This is a genomic window from Mesorhizobium sp. LNHC229A00 (genome assembly GCF_000502415.1).
Taxonomy (GTDB): domain Bacteria; phylum Pseudomonadota; class Alphaproteobacteria; order Rhizobiales; family Rhizobiaceae; genus Mesorhizobium.
On sequence record NZ_AYWQ01000006.1, the window covers coordinates 419,268 to 432,694 of the forward strand.

Here is a 13,427-nt window from a genome sequence, read left to right on the forward strand (position 1 = left end):
AGTCACGCCCCGCGAGTGCTCGCAGTTTCGTCGATCACGGGAACGTGAACGGAGGCCTGCTCTAAGAAAATACCTGGACGCACCAAGCTTTTTCCACGGGCTGCGCATTGAGGACAGGCCGACCCGTCAGGCACTGGAATTAAGTCCGGACATTCAGATGCCGAAGGGGAATGTATCCGGTACCTTGCCGATGCTGCCAGCCGGCTTGCTGAGCGGCGTGACCGCGGACGTTCGATCGAACCACACGAAGGCGTCGAACTGGCGGGAGACGGACGAGTCCATGTAATGGCTGAGCCGTTCAGTCTCCGGCCTGTAGATGACGCCGATATAACGTTCCGGTCCCGGCGCCGCCAGATCGTCGCCGAGCTGGCAATGGCGCCCAAAATCCAGCAGGAACGACGATTTGCCGCTCTCGTGACACAGCCGCTCGAAGCTGCCCGGCATCGATGGATTCAGGTCCTTTACCTCCATCTCACAGTCCCAATCCGAGGCACAGCCGACAGTACCGGTATTCGTCCCGAAGCCGATCAGCGCCGTCTGGTCACCAAAGCGCTCCCGGCAGAGCTGACCGACGTTCAGCTCGTCACGGACAGTGCCCATGTCGGTATGCCGCGCGTCCCCGATATGCGAGTTATGCGCCCAGACCACGGCCTTCGAGTCCGGCCCATGCGCGTCGAGAAGCTGACCAAGCGTTTCGAACATGTGCCGATCGCGGAGGTTCCAGATCTCGGCGCCACCATAATACATCACACGGTAGTAGCGCTCGGCCGATGCGACCAGACGTGCACTCTGCTTGGCGTCGAGGAGATCGCCGTCGTCCTCCGTCATGGATCGCTCGAACAGGTCCATGCACTGTCGCACCACGGCCTCTTCGCAGGTTCTGTAGCCCGGCCGCAGCGCCGCGCGTCCGTAGGTGGTGGGCTCGTTCTGCCAGGGCATCAGACAGCCATAGCGCTCGCGGGCGACGGCGGCCGCTTCGGGGTCGACCTTGTCCAGGTAGGCAAGCACCGTGGCGATCGAGCCGCTCATATTGTAGAGATCGAGCCCATAGAAGCCTGCTTTCCGCGCATGATCGAACACATTCCGGTTGTATTCACGCAGCCAGCCGATGAATTCGGACACCTCGGTGTTGCGCCACATCCAGGTCGGGAAGCGCCGGAAGAGCGGCTGCGCATCCGACTGCCGCTCCCCTCCGCGAACATACCGGTTGATCTGCGCCGCATCCGGCCAGTCCGCCTCGACAGCCACGATGGTGAAGCCGTGTCGCTGGAGGAGGCGTCGGGTGACAGCCGCACGGGCACGATAAAATTCCGAAGTGCCGTGGCTCGCTTCCCCGAGCAGGACGACGCGCCGGCTGCCGAACCGATCGAACATTGCGCCGAAGGCCGGATCGTCGATCTGCGGCAAATCTTCGGCCGCCCGCGCAATTCGCTGCGGCAATGCAGGAGAGCGTGCCTCGCGCACCGAAGGGTTTTCGTCGTGCCCGCTATGCTCGCCGATCAGCGGCACGAACATGACACCACCGAGGTCCTCTTCCTCGAATTTGTTTGCAGCAATCCGCGTGACGCGAACGAGCCGCTGGGAGTAGAGGTCTTCACCGACCGGGATGATCAGCCTGCCGCCGATCTCCAACTGCTCCTGCAAGCCGAGGGGGATGGACGTTCCGGCGGCCGCGACGACGATGGCGTCAAAGGGTGCCTTTTCCTGCCAGCCCTTTGTGCCGTCGCCGACCCTGACCTCGATATTTCGATACCCGGCGGCATTGAGCCGCCGCTCCGCCCGCTGCGCGAGCGATCGATGCCGCTCGATGGTGAAGACGTGTTCAGCAAGTTCGGCCAGCACGGCCGCCGCGTAGCCCGAGCCGGTGCCGATTTCCAGCACGCGATCGGTCGCCTCGATCTCGGCCGTCTCCGCCATTTTCGCCACGATGAAGGGTTGCGAGATCGTCTGTCCGCTGCCGATCGGCAGCGGGCTGTCCTCATAGGCGAATTCCTCGAAACCCTCGTCGACGAATTGCTCTCGCGCAACCCGGCGCACCGCATTCAGAACCCGCTTGTCATGCACTCCACGGCGCGCGATGTGCGCCTCCACCATCCGATGCCTGGCGTGCTCGAAATCCAGCATGAGAGTCTCCAATCAGGCGATTGATCGGATCGACGTCATCTCAAGAGCGAAGTCGTTTTCGGTGGCATTCGCACTCCCGGCTCCCGGGGCACGGACATCCTATCTTCCACGGCAGCCCACGCCGATCGCGCAGGCTTATCGGTTGGTTCGCCCGGTCTGTCGGGGATTGACGCCGCCTTGCGGCGTGGTGCCGTTATCGACATCTCCCTTGAAAGTGTTCTCGCCGTCCAGTTCCTCGTCCTCGTCCAGAAGATTGCCTCCCTTGATCGTGCCCCTGGAGGCGCCGATTCCGGGATTCTGCTTCAAATCCTTGTTGGTGGGCTTGGCTGTCTTTGGGTGAATGTTGCTGCTCATCGGAATGCCTCTCTGCAAGTAGCATGTGATGAGGTCGATTCTTTGCACTGCCTTGGAGGGGCGCGCCGACCTGATCCTCCCACGGGAGCTTAGGAAGCCTTTTGCGCGAACTCTTGAACGCAGGTTATGTTCCATGCGGGACAATCCGGCAGCGGCGAGGTTCGGCTGATTTGCCGGCAATGACGGAGACCAGGAATATGCCGGCCCGGTCCCTGTTCTTATCGCGTGCCGGGCCGCCGAATCGCTGAAACGAAAAAGCTGAGTCCTGTAGATCACAGGACCCAGCCGTCAAATCTGCTTGCTTGCCGAGACCGCCCAACTTTATGGCTCAGCCGGCCGGGGCGGGCTCTCTTGCCAAAGAGGCGCCGGCTATTCCGCCGGCGAAGGTTTCTTGCGGAACAGCGCAACCAGATTGTCCCACAGCTCGATCTTGGCGCCTTGCCGCTTCATGATCACGCCCTGCTGCAGGATCGACAGCGTGTTGTTCCAGGCCCAGTAGATGACGAGACCTGCCGGGAAACCAGCCATCATGAAGGTGAAGATGACCGGCATCCAGGTGAAGATCGCAGCCTGCGTCGGATCCGGCGGGGTCGGGTTCATGCGCATCTGCAGGAACATGGTGACACCCATGATCAGCGGCCACACGCCGATCATCAGCATATGCGGCAGCGTGACCGGAACGAGCCCGAACAGATTGAAGATCGAGGTCGGATCGGGCGCTGCCAGATCCTGGATCCAGCCGAAGAACGGCGCGTGCCGCATCTCGATGGTGATGTAGAGCACCTTGTAGAGAGAGAAGAAGACCGGGATCTGCAGTGCCACCGGCCAGCAGCCGGCGAGCGGATTGATCTTCTCGGTCTTGTACAGCTCCATCATGGCCTGCTGCTGCTTCATCTTGTCGTCCGCGTATTTCTCGCGGATCTCGAGCATCTTGGGCTGCACCTTCTTCATGTTCGCCATCGACGCGTAGGACTTGTTGGCGAGCGGGAAGAAAATGGCCTTCACGATGACGGTGGTGGCCAGGATCGCCAGGCCGAAATTGCCGAGGAACTTGTACAGCGTGTCGATCAGCCAGAACATCGGCTTGGTGATGAAGTGGAACCAGCCCCAGTCGATCAAAAGGTCGAACCGCTTGATATGGCGGTCTTCGGCATAGGCGTTGATCTTGCCGACTTCCTTGGCGCCGGCGAAGACCTCGGTCTCGACGGTCGCCGACTGGCCGGCCTCGACATTGATCGGGTCGGTCAGGAAGTCGGACTGGTAACGGTGGCGGCCATCCTCGAAATAGGCATAGCGCGGCTGGAACGGCTGCTTTTCGGTCGGCACCAGCGTGACGGCCCAATATTTGTCGGTGATGCCGAGCCAGCCGTCTGTCGACTTGCCGGGCTGGTACTGCTTGTCCTTCTCGACCGAGGCGTATTTGTGTTCCTGCAGGCCTTCCGTGCCGGTGAAGCCGATGAGGCCTTCATGCAGCACATAGGTGCTGGCGACAGCCGGCTTGTCATAGCGCGTGACACGGCCATAATTGAACAGCGAAACCGCGATCGAGCCGGAATTCTGCACCGTGTCCGACACGGTGAACATGTAATTTGCGTCGACGGAGAAGGTGCGCTTGAAGGTCAGGCCCTTGTCATTGGTGTAGGTGAGCGTCACCGGCGTGGACGGGGTCAGCGTCGGATTGCCGTCCACGCTCCACGCCGTCTCGGCACCCGGCACCGCGCCGGTCTTGTCGTTGCCGACAAAGCCGATCTCGGCGAAATAGCCGGTGGGCAGCGCCTGCGGGTTGAGCAGTTCGATCTCGGGCGAATTCTTGTCGACGGTCTCGGTGTAGTGCTTGAGCTTGAGGTCGTCGAGCCGCGCGCCGGTCAAATTGATCGAGCCCTCAAGGCTCGGCGTGTCGATCTTGACTCGCTTGGATGCCGCCAGCGCCTGATCGCGGCCGGCCACGGTAACCACGTCACCGCCGGGGGCGTTGGGAATGGCGCCGGGGGCGGTCGTGCCTGGGGCCGGTGTCGATGCGCCCGGATTGGCCGCATCGGCCGCCTTCTTCTGTTCCTCGACGCGCTGCTGCTCGATCTTGGCGGCCTCGCGCTGCGCCTCGCTGCGCGGCAGCACGTAGAAGTACTGCCATACCGCCAGGATCAGCACCGACAGGGCGATGGTGATGAAGAAGTTCCGGTTGTTTTCCATCGAGAGCCCTTGGCCTATCGTGTTCCGCGAAGTCGGCGGGAGAGTTCGGCCTTCAACTGGCCGAAAGGGGCGCGCAGCGCATCGTCGCGCCCGACGATGACATAATCATTGCCGGGCACCATGTCATCTGCGGCATGGACGCGGACGGCTTCTTTCAGCCGCCGCCTGACGCGGTTGCGCACAACGGCGTTGCCGACCTTCTTGGTGACGGTGTAGCCGACGCGCGGCACCCCGCCGTCGCCGCGGTCGAGGACCTCGACGAGGAAAAACCGTCCGCGTCGCTTTTCACCACGACGGACGGCCAGGAATTCCGCGCGTTTCAGAAGCCGCTCGGGATTTTGCCCCACTGGCTTGCCGGTTGCGGGCAACGATCTCGTCTCGCTCAGGCGCTGAGCCGCTTGCGGCCGCGGTTGCGGCGAGCTGCGACGACGCCACGGCCACCCTTGGTGGCCATGCGGGCACGGAAGCCGTGCCGGCGTTTGCGGACGAGTTTGGACGGTTGGTAGGTACGCTTCATTTGTTTTAATACCGCGGGGTGCGGCCCTTCTTGATTCTGTCACTTTGTAACAGGAGCTTTGCCGGGCCGGTTTTGGCGCGATCGAAACCGCGCCGGGACGAATGGCCCGAGCGTGAGCGGGCTTATAGAAAGAAGGGTTTTGGAAGTCAATCCGGCGTCGGCGCCCTAAGGACGCACCTGTTTTGGAGCATCTATTTTTCCGACCAAGGGAGAAATTGGCAAAAAAGCCGTAATCGCCTAATCTTGGCTGATCAAGTGATTGTGAAGATCGAGTCGCATGAGCGAAGCCAGCCAAGCAGGGGAAGGGACCGGACCGGCGTCAGCCGCTGTCCGCACGGTACCACTGTCGCGCGGTCTGTCGACGAAGCTGCTGCTGCTCACCATCATTTTCGTGCTGCTGGCCGAAGTGCTCATCTTCCTGCCCTGGATCGCGAGCTACCGGCTGAGCTGGCTCAAGGAGAGGCTGAGCACGGCCGCAGCCGTGTCGATCGTGCTGGTGCAGGGCGAGTCGACCTCGCTGTCGCGTACGGCCCAGAATGACGTGCTGATGGCGATCGGCGCCAAGGCGATCGCGGTTCGCGACGGCGGCGTGTCGCGGCTTCTGGTGGTGGCCGACATGCCGCCGCAGGTCGATGAACACATCGATCTCGCCAGCGTCGGCATGGTCAAGGGCATGACCGGCGCGCTGGATACGCTGTTTTTCGGTGGCGACAGGATGCTGCGCGTCTTCGGACCCGTCGGCGACAGTGACAAGGAGTTCGAGCTGATCATGCCGGACTACTCGCTCCGCAAAGCCATGCTCATCTATTCGCGCAACGTCGCTTTCGTCTCGCTATTGATCTCGCTGTTCACGGCCATGCTGGTCTATGCGGCGATCGACCTGATCATGATCGGGCCGATCCGCACCATGACGCGCTCGATGCTCTCCTTCTCGGAAGCTCCCGACGACCCTGGACGGATCATCCGCCCCGCCGCCCGTTCCGACGAGATCGGGGTGGCCGAGCGCGAACTGTCGCAGATGCAGGAGCGGCTGCAAAAGATGCTGGCCGAGCAGAAGCATCTGGCCGACCTCGGTCTCGCCGTGTCGAAGATCAACCACGACATGCGCAACATCCTGGCCTCCGCCCAGCTAATGTCGGACCGCCTTCGCCTGATCAAGGATCCGACCGTGCAGGCCTTCGCGCCGAAACTGTTGCGCGCGCTCGACCGCGCCGTCTCCTATTCGGAGGGCGTGCTTCATTACGGCCGCACGCAGGAGCCGCCGCCGTCGCGCCGCAGAGTTAGGCTGCGCCAACTGGTCGAGGACGTGCACGGCCTGCTCGACATCGAGCAGGGCATCGAGTTCATCAACGCCGTCGAGATGGCGTTCGAGGTGGATGCCGATTCCGACCAGCTCTTCCGTGTGCTCACCAATCTTTGCCGCAACTCGGTGCAGGCGATGGCGGCCGATACCGAAAGCGCCGTGGTGCGGCGGCTGGCGGTCTCGGCCGAGCGCATGGGCAGCGTCAGCCGGATCGCAGTCACTGATACCGGCCCCGGCCTGCCGCCGAAGGCGCGCGAAAACCTGTTCGCGGCCTTCCGCGGCTCGGCGCGCAGCGGCGGCACCGGCCTTGGCCTGGCGATCGCGCATGAACTGATCAGGGCGCATGGCGGCACGGTGGAATTGGTTGAATCGATCGGCGGGCGCACCACATTCGCCGTCACCATCCCCGACCAGCCGGTGCGGCTCGACCAGGCCCGTGGCAGCCTGCGCCGCCCGGCCTGACGGCCCCGTGCCGTTTCCCGGGATTACCCCTTCCTGACCCGCCGCTTTCCTCAACAGTTCCCGAACATCTGGATCAGGCCGGTCACAGCGGCTCGAAGTGCCGGCATCGGCGCCGGCATCGCCGCATGACAGGCTTGCGACAAAACTTTGCCGGATCGGCTTGCTTTTCGCAAATTCAGTCGTTAGGGAACTGCACACATTCGTGGCCGGTCTTTCGGACCGGATCGCGGGGCTGTCGAAAACATGGCCTGATGCGCGCCCGTAGCTCAGCTGGATAGAGCACCAGACTACGAATCTGGGGGTCAGGAGTTCGAATCTCTTCGGGCGCGCCAAATCTCCTAAGCTGCGGTTTATTGGTTTGCACGGCCGATGGCAGCGGCTCAGCCAAGTGCCGGCAACGCGCCGTTGCCGTCTCACCCCACCGAGCGTGCCGCCGCCCGGCCGGCGCTGCGGCCCGAGAAGATACAGCCGCCCAGGAACGTGCCTTCGAGCGCAGCGTAGCCATGCACGCCGCCGCCGCCGAAGCCTGCCACTTCACCGACCGCATAGAGGCCAGGCACCGGCTGGCCGTCGGTATCGAGCACGCGGCTGTCGAGATCGGTCTGCAGGCCGCCGAGTGTCTTGCGGGTCAGGATGTTGAGGCGCACCGCGATCAGCGGACCGTTCGCCGGGTCGAGCATCTTGTGCGGCTTTGCCGTGCGGATCAGGCGGTCGCCAAGATAGGCGCGCGCGCCGCGCAACGCGGTGACCTGCATGTCCTTGGAGAAGGGATTGTCGAGTTGCATGTCGCGGGCGCGAATCTCGCGCTCGACCGTTGCGACGTCTAGCAGCGGTTCGCCGCCGGCCAGCGCGTTCATGCGCGCGACCAGCTTCGAGAGATCGGACTCGACGATGAAGTCCTCGCCCTTTTCCATGAACGCCTTGACCGGAGCCGGGATGCCCGACGTGGCGCGACCGAGTACCTGGCGCCAGCTTTTTCCGGTCAGATCCGGGTTCTGCTCCGAGCCCGACAGCGCGAATTCCTTCTGGATGATCTTTTTCGTCAGGATGAACCAGGAATAGTCGAAGCCGGTGCCCATGATGTGGCTAAGCGTGCCCAGCGTGTCGAAGCCAGGATAGAGTGGCACCGGCAGGCGTTTTCCCCGGGCATCGAGCCACAGCGAGGATGGGCCGGGCAGGATGCGGATCGCATGGTCCGTCCAGATGGGCGCCCAGTTCTTGATGCCCTCGACATAGTGCCACATGCGGTCGCGGTTGATGAGCTTGCCGCCGGCCTGTTCTGATATGGCCAGCATGCGGCCATCGACATGGTCCGGCACGCCGGTGATCATGCGCTGCGGCGCGTTGCCCAGCCGCTTGGGCCAGTTTTCCCGCACCAGCTGATGGTTGGCGCCAATGCCGCCGGAGGCGACGATCACCGCCTGAGCTTGCAACGCGAAATCGCCTGAGACGTCGCGCGGGCTCTTGTGGCCGCGCTCGACAGGACTCGGTTGCAGGATGTCCCCCTGTACGCCGGTCACGGCCGCACCCGTCCGTGTCAGGGCATTGACTCGGTGACGAAACCTGAAGTCGATCAATCCACGCTTTTGCGCCTCGCGCACGCGCAGCACGAAAGGTTCGAGCACGCCAGGACCGGTGCCCCAGGCTATGTGGAAGCGCGGCACCGAATTGCCGTGGCCGATGGCGTTACCGCCGCCGCGCTCGGCCCAGCCGACGACAGGAAAGAATTTAAGCCCGCGCTCGATCAGCCAGGAGCGCTTCTCGCCGGCGGCAAAGCCGACATAGGCCTCGGCCCATTTGCGTGGCCAGTGGTCTTCGGGCCGGTCGAAAGCAGCGGTGCCCATCCAGTCCTCGAGCGCCAGGTCATGGGAGTCGCGGATGCGCATGCGCCGCTGCTCCTGTGAATCGACGAGGAAAAGCCCGCCGAATGACCAGAACGCCTGGCCGCCCAGCGATTGCTCCGGCTCCTGGTCGACGATGATGATTTTCTTGCCCGCTTCCGCAAGCTCGGCGGCGGCAACCAGTCCGGCAAGGCCGGCGCCGACAATGATCACATCCGCGTCGTCAGCCATTTTTCTTCCCCAGAATTAGCCGGCTATGTAAGGCGGGTTTCAGACGGTTTCCCAGCCGCCTGTGTCGCCGGCGCGGAAGATGGCGTCGATGACTTTCTGGTTGAGCACGGATTCCTCCAGCGTGAACACCCGCTCCTTGCCGCCAAGTGCTGCCCGCGCGAAGGTCTCGACTTCCAGCCGGTATTGCTGCGTGCCGGGAAAGCGGAACACCTGCGCCTCGGTGTGGTTCTGGTTGTGCAACTCGACGCGGTGATGGTCGTAGAGCCCGGCATTGAAGGGCGAGAACAGTTCGATGAAACCCTTCTCGCCGTGGAACACCATCACCTGGCGCGCCGCCATCTGCGTCGACAGGTAGAAGGACAGTTCGAAATCGCCGAAATCGGCGCGGATCGATGAATAGATGTCGGTGCCGAATGTCTTATCGCGCTCGATCGTCGCCTGTACGCGCAGCGGCTCCTTGCCGGTCGAAAAGCGCGTCGACACGGTCGGGTAGACGCCGATATCGGGCAGCGCGCCGCCGCCGAGATCGAGCTTGTTGCGCATGTTGTTGGGGTCGACATTGTAGTAGGAGAAGGCGCCCTGCACATGGCGCAGCCGGCCGATGGCGCCGCTGGCGATGAGATCACGCACCTTGATCCATTGCGGATGGTAGATGACCATGAAGGCTTCGCACACCAGCACCTTCTTCTGGTCGCGCAGCTTGATGAGGGGGGCGATGTCCTTGGCATCGAGTGCCAGCGGCTTTTCAACCAACACATGCTTGCCTGCTTCGATGGCTTTTTCAGTCCATTCGACATGCTGCGAAGTCGGCAACGGGATGTAGACGCCGTCAACCTCGTTGGAAGCGAGCAACTCCTCATAGGAGCCGAAGGCATGGCGCGCGCCAAAGCGGTCGCCCAATGCCTTGGCTTTCGACAGGTCGCGGCTGGCGATCGCCGACAGGACGCCGTTCTCCGCTTCGACGATTGCCGGCAACAGCTGCTCGCGGCCGATCTTGGCCGTCGACAACACACCCCATCGGAACATCACGCTTCTCCATGTCGATTACAGGCAATGAGGTTTGCCTGAAATCGGCGGAAAAGCCAATGCGGGTCGCTCGGTTCCTCGCCCATGAAAGCGGGCAGGGACACAGGTACCTCAGCCGCGCGCTAGCCCCTTTTCCCGGTCAGCGTCATGTCGAAATCGACGACGTTGGAATACAGCGGCGTGCCGACATCCATGCCGTAACGCGAGCGCAGCACCTTGCCGGTGACATGGAATTTGATCGTCCCGCCCTTCAACCCGTCGAGCTCGGCGGTGAATTTTTCCGGAAACGTCTTGCCGCGCGCCGTCAGCCTGCCGGAGACAAGGGCCGACGTGTCGCCGGTGCGGGTCACACTGGTCGAGCGGAACTGGATTTCGGGACTGTTGGCGGCGTCGAACACCGCGTCGGAGCGCAGGAACGCATCGATGCGGCCTTGGCCGGTGCCGACGCTCTCGGGATAGATGGTGAGGTCGACCTTCGAACGGCTGACATCATTGTTGTCGATGCGGATCATGCCCTTGAAACGGGCAAAGGCGCCGTCGAACCCGCCTCCCCCGGCCTTGCCGATGGTGAAGCGGATCGCGGACCCAGTTTGGCTGATTGTATAGCTGCCGGCGGCATCGCCGAGCACGACCGCCGCGTAAACAGGCATGGCCAGGCAGGCGGCGGCAGCCGCCAATCCAAGGATTCGCGCACGCATTGGGGTGTTCCTTGTTAGGAGGCAGCGCTCTCTGGCGTCCTCACCCCACAAACGAGACCAAGGCGCGTTCTATTCCCCGGTTGACGAAGGCGTGATCATACGCGTGAGCACCCCGTCGCGAAGCAGGAAATGGTGGCGCAGGGCCGCCGCGACATGCAGGGCGACAAGCGCCGCGCCGGCATAGGCGAGATACCAGTGTGCCGACGTCCAAAAGCTTTCGGCGGCATCGGATTCGGCGAGCGGCAGGTTAGGCATCACGAACAGGTTGAACGGCATGCTGGGAATCTCCAGCGTCGAGACCGACACCAGCGCCCAGCCTGACAGGGGCAGGGCGATCTGGAAGGCATAGAGCGCCAGATGCGCCAGCGGCGCCGAGCGGCGCTCCAGGGCGCCGACAGAAGGCGGCAAGGGCGGTGCCGCATTGCCGAGCCGCCAGGCGATACGCAGGATGATGAGCCCAAGCAGCAGAAAGCCCAGGGATTTGTGCAGCTGGATCAATTCGAAGGCCGTGCGTTGGCTCGGGGTCCTGACCATAACGAAGCCGAGCATGAACTGGCCGATGAAAATAATCCCGATCAGCCAGTGGAGGACGATGGTTGCCCATCCATAGCGGGTCGCGGTGTTGGTGATTGAAGCCTGCATGCGAGGCGAACGTTGGCGCGGTCAGCTTTCTTCCCCTTGCCGACGAGGAGGAGAGTTGCCTACCCGCTCACCTTGAAGAAATCGACGAAAGCCCTCAGCGCCGGCCGCATCTGGCGGCGGCTCGGGTAATAGACGAAGAATCCGTCGAAGGGTGGGCACCAGTCCTCCAGCACGCGGATCAGCCGTCCGTCGGCAAGCGGCGCGCGGACATAGTCCTCGAAAACGAAGGCGAGCCCGGCGCCGTCGACCGCGGCCTGAGCGATCAGATGGTCCTCGTCGAGGATCAGCGGCCCTTGCACCGCGATCTCGACCTCCTCGCCGTCCTTTTCGAATTCCCAGCGGTAGAGAATGCCGCTGGAGAAGCGGAAGCGGATGCAGCGATGCTCGGCGAGGTCGCGCGGATGGCGCGGCCGGGGCATGGCCTCGAAATAGGATGGGGCGCCCACCACCGCGCCGCGAATGTCCGGCCCGATGCGGACCGCGATCATGTCGCGCTGCAGGCTCTCGCCGAGCCTGACACCAGCATCGAAACCGCCTGCCACCACGTCGGTGAAGCGATCCTCGATGATGATCTCCAGCACGATGTCGGGATAGGCTGACGCAAAGGCGCTGAGCCGTGGCGTCAGCACCAGATGCGCTGACGTGCGCGGCACGCTGAGCCGCAAGTTCCCGGCGGGCCGGTCGCGGGCCTCAACGGCCGTCTCCAGCGCCAGGTCGATCTCGGAAAGCGCCGGGCGCAATCGCTCCAGCAATTGCGCGCCTTCCTCGGTCGGAGCGACACTGCGCGTGCTGCGCGCCAAAAGGCGCACGCCAAGCCGTGCCTCCAGGCTGGAGACCGCGTGGCTCACCGCGGAGGGAGCTATCGCCAGTTCCCTGGCCGCGCCGCGAAAACTGCCGCATTGGGCAACGGTCGCCAGCACCGCAAGCTGTGAGAGATGTGCTCGGTTCATTGATCTATTTCATGGAATGACCCGTACGAAGAAGAGCCGATTATCGAACGGGCGGCAAGGCGTTATTTCCTGGGCATCACAACAAGGAGATGCGCGATGAAAACCCGCAAGCTAGGAACTGAACTTGAAGTCTTCCCGGTCGGCCTCGGTTGCATGGGCATGAGCTTTGCCTATGGCGGCCAGCCGGAAGCCGAGGCGATCGCTACCTTGCACCGCGCCGTCGAGATCGGTGTCAACTTCTTCGACACGGCCGAGGTCTACGGCCCCTTCGAAAACGAGATCCTGCTGGGCAAGGCGCTGAGATCGGTTCGNTCCCTACACGACGCTCTTCCGATCTGTCGCCGAGGCGTCGTTGAAGCGGCTCGGAACCGATGTCATCGACCTCTACTACCAGCACCGCGTCGACCCGGAGGTGCCGATCGAGGATACGGTCGGCGCCATGGCCGAGCTGGTGCGCGAGGGCAAGGTGCGGGCGCTTGGCCTGTCGGAGGCGAGTGCCGGCACCATCCGCCGGGCACACGCCGTGCACCCGATCGCCGCGGTGCAGAGCGAATATTCGCTGTGGAGCCGCGACCCGGAAGACGAGATATTCGCCGTCTGCCGGGAGTTGGGCATTGGCTTCGTGCCCTACAGCCCGCTCGGCCGCGGCCTGCTCACCGGCACCATCGCAAAGCCGGAGACCCTGAGCGACGACGATTGGCGCCGCACCTTGCCGCGCTTCCAGGCCGACGCCATGGAAGCCAATGCCAAGGTGATCGCCACGCTGGAAAGGATGGCGGTGGAGAAGGGCGTCACCTCGGCGCAGCTGGCGCTGGCCTGGGTGCTGCACCAAGGCGACTTCATCGTGCCGATCCCGGGTGCGCGAAAAATCCGCCATTTGGAGNCCTCGGCGCAGCTGGCGCTGGCCTGGGTGCTGCACCAAGGCGACTTCATCGTGCCGATCCCGGGTGCGCGACAAATCCGCCATTTGGAGCAGAATACGGCGGCGGCTGACATAGTGATGAGCGCGGCAGAGGTCGCGACGATCGGCGATGCGCTGTCCCCCGACAAGGTAATGGGCAAGCGCTATACCGAAGAATTGCTGGCGCT

The 13,427-nt window shown here is 63.4% G+C and carries 11 protein-coding genes and 1 tRNA gene; 2 read left to right on the plus strand and 10 right to left on the minus strand.

Annotated features, from left to right (window positions below):
- Positions 1-153: 153 nt before the first annotated feature.
- The 5 genes from X742_RS155305 to rpmH form a co-directional block, all read right to left on the minus strand.
- Complete coding sequence (locus X742_RS155305; protein ID WP_023772313.1) at positions 154-2,124, minus strand: protein-L-isoaspartate(D-aspartate) O-methyltransferase; 1,971 nt, start codon at positions 2,122-2,124, stop codon at positions 154-156.
- Positions 2,125-2,259: 135 nt separating this feature from the next.
- Complete coding sequence (locus X742_RS155300; RefSeq protein ID WP_023772314.1) at positions 2,260-2,478, minus strand: hypothetical protein; 219 nt, start codon at positions 2,476-2,478, stop codon at positions 2,260-2,262.
- A 369-nt stretch (positions 2,479-2,847) separates the two neighbouring features.
- On the minus strand, positions 2,848-4,668 hold the full coding sequence (gene yidC, locus X742_RS155295; protein ID WP_023772315.1) for a membrane protein insertase YidC: 1,821 nt from the start codon (positions 4,666-4,668) through the stop codon (positions 2,848-2,850).
- A gap of 14 nt (positions 4,669-4,682) precedes the next feature.
- Positions 4,683-5,036, minus strand: a complete 354-nt coding sequence (gene rnpA / locus X742_RS155290; RefSeq protein ID WP_015314390.1) for a ribonuclease P protein component — start codon at positions 5,034-5,036, stop codon at positions 4,683-4,685.
- Between the two features lie 14 nt (positions 5,037-5,050).
- Complete coding sequence (gene rpmH, locus X742_RS155285) at positions 5,051-5,185, minus strand: 50S ribosomal protein L34 (protein WP_008833937.1); 135 nt, start codon at positions 5,183-5,185, stop codon at positions 5,051-5,053.
- 277 nt (positions 5,186-5,462) lie between these two features.
- On the opposite strand from rpmH, the gene X742_RS155280 reads away from it, so the two are divergent.
- Together X742_RS155280 and X742_RS155275 are read left to right on the plus strand one after the other, a co-directional pair.
- Positions 5,463-6,950: a HAMP domain-containing sensor histidine kinase gene (locus tag X742_RS155280; protein WP_023772316.1), complete on the plus strand. Its 1,488-nt coding sequence runs from the start codon at positions 5,463-5,465 to the stop codon at positions 6,948-6,950.
- Positions 6,951-7,205: 255 nt separating this feature from the next.
- A tRNA-Arg gene (locus X742_RS155275) sits at positions 7,206-7,282 on the plus strand.
- A gap of 81 nt (positions 7,283-7,363) precedes the next feature.
- Here the strand turns inward: X742_RS155275 and X742_RS155270 are convergent.
- The 5 genes from X742_RS155270 to X742_RS155250 form a co-directional block, all read right to left on the minus strand.
- A complete protein-coding gene (locus X742_RS155270) occupies positions 7,364-9,022 on the minus strand; it encodes an FAD-binding dehydrogenase (RefSeq protein ID WP_023772317.1) in 1,659 nt (552 codons plus the stop codon).
- Between the two features lie 39 nt (positions 9,023-9,061).
- On the minus strand, positions 9,062-10,048 hold the full coding sequence (locus X742_RS155265) for a Gfo/Idh/MocA family oxidoreductase (RefSeq protein WP_023772318.1): 987 nt from the start codon (positions 10,046-10,048) through the stop codon (positions 9,062-9,064).
- A 122-nt stretch (positions 10,049-10,170) separates the two neighbouring features.
- Complete coding sequence (locus X742_RS155260) at positions 10,171-10,746, minus strand: YceI family protein (RefSeq protein ID WP_023772319.1); 576 nt, start codon at positions 10,744-10,746, stop codon at positions 10,171-10,173.
- A gap of 69 nt (positions 10,747-10,815) precedes the next feature.
- Complete coding sequence (locus X742_RS155255; protein WP_023772320.1) at positions 10,816-11,388, minus strand: cytochrome b; 573 nt, start codon at positions 11,386-11,388, stop codon at positions 10,816-10,818.
- A gap of 59 nt (positions 11,389-11,447) precedes the next feature.
- Positions 11,448-12,338 (minus strand): LysR family transcriptional regulator, encoded by an 891-nt coding sequence (locus tag X742_RS155250; RefSeq protein WP_023772321.1) that lies wholly within the window; start codon positions 12,336-12,338, stop codon positions 11,448-11,450.
- Positions 12,339-13,427: the final 1,089 nt, after the last annotated feature.

Bases quoted from the DNA above. Each gene is read 5' to 3' on its own strand.
- yidC (WP_023772315.1), bottom strand. From the start codon at position 4,668: ATGGAAAACAACCGGAACTTCTTCATCACCATCGCCCTGTCGGTGCTG.
- X742_RS155270 (WP_023772317.1), bottom strand. From the start codon at position 9,022: ATGGCTGACGACGCGGATGTGATCATTGTCGGCGCCGGCCTTGCCGGA.
- X742_RS155305 (WP_023772313.1), bottom strand. From the start codon at position 2,124: ATGCTGGATTTCGAGCACGCCAGGCATCGGATGGTGGAGGCGCACATC.
- X742_RS155255 (WP_023772320.1), bottom strand. From the start codon at position 11,388: ATGCAGGCTTCAATCACCAACACCGCGACCCGCTATGGATGGGCAACC.
- X742_RS155300 (WP_023772314.1), bottom strand. From the start codon at position 2,478: ATGAGCAGCAACATTCACCCAAAGACAGCCAAGCCCACCAACAAGGAT.
- X742_RS155260 (WP_023772319.1), bottom strand. From the start codon at position 10,746: ATGCGTGCGCGAATCCTTGGATTGGCGGCTGCCGCCGCCTGCCTGGCC.
- X742_RS155250 (WP_023772321.1), bottom strand. From the start codon at position 12,338: ATGAACCGAGCACATCTCTCACAGCTTGCGGTGCTGGCGACCGTTGCC.
- X742_RS155265 (WP_023772318.1), bottom strand. From the start codon at position 10,048: ATGTTCCGATGGGGTGTGTTGTCGACGGCCAAGATCGGCCGCGAGCAG.
- rpmH (WP_008833937.1), bottom strand. From the start codon at position 5,185: ATGAAGCGTACCTACCAACCGTCCAAACTCGTCCGCAAACGCCGGCAC.
- X742_RS155280 (WP_023772316.1), top strand. From the start codon at position 5,463: ATGAGCGAAGCCAGCCAAGCAGGGGAAGGGACCGGACCGGCGTCAGCC.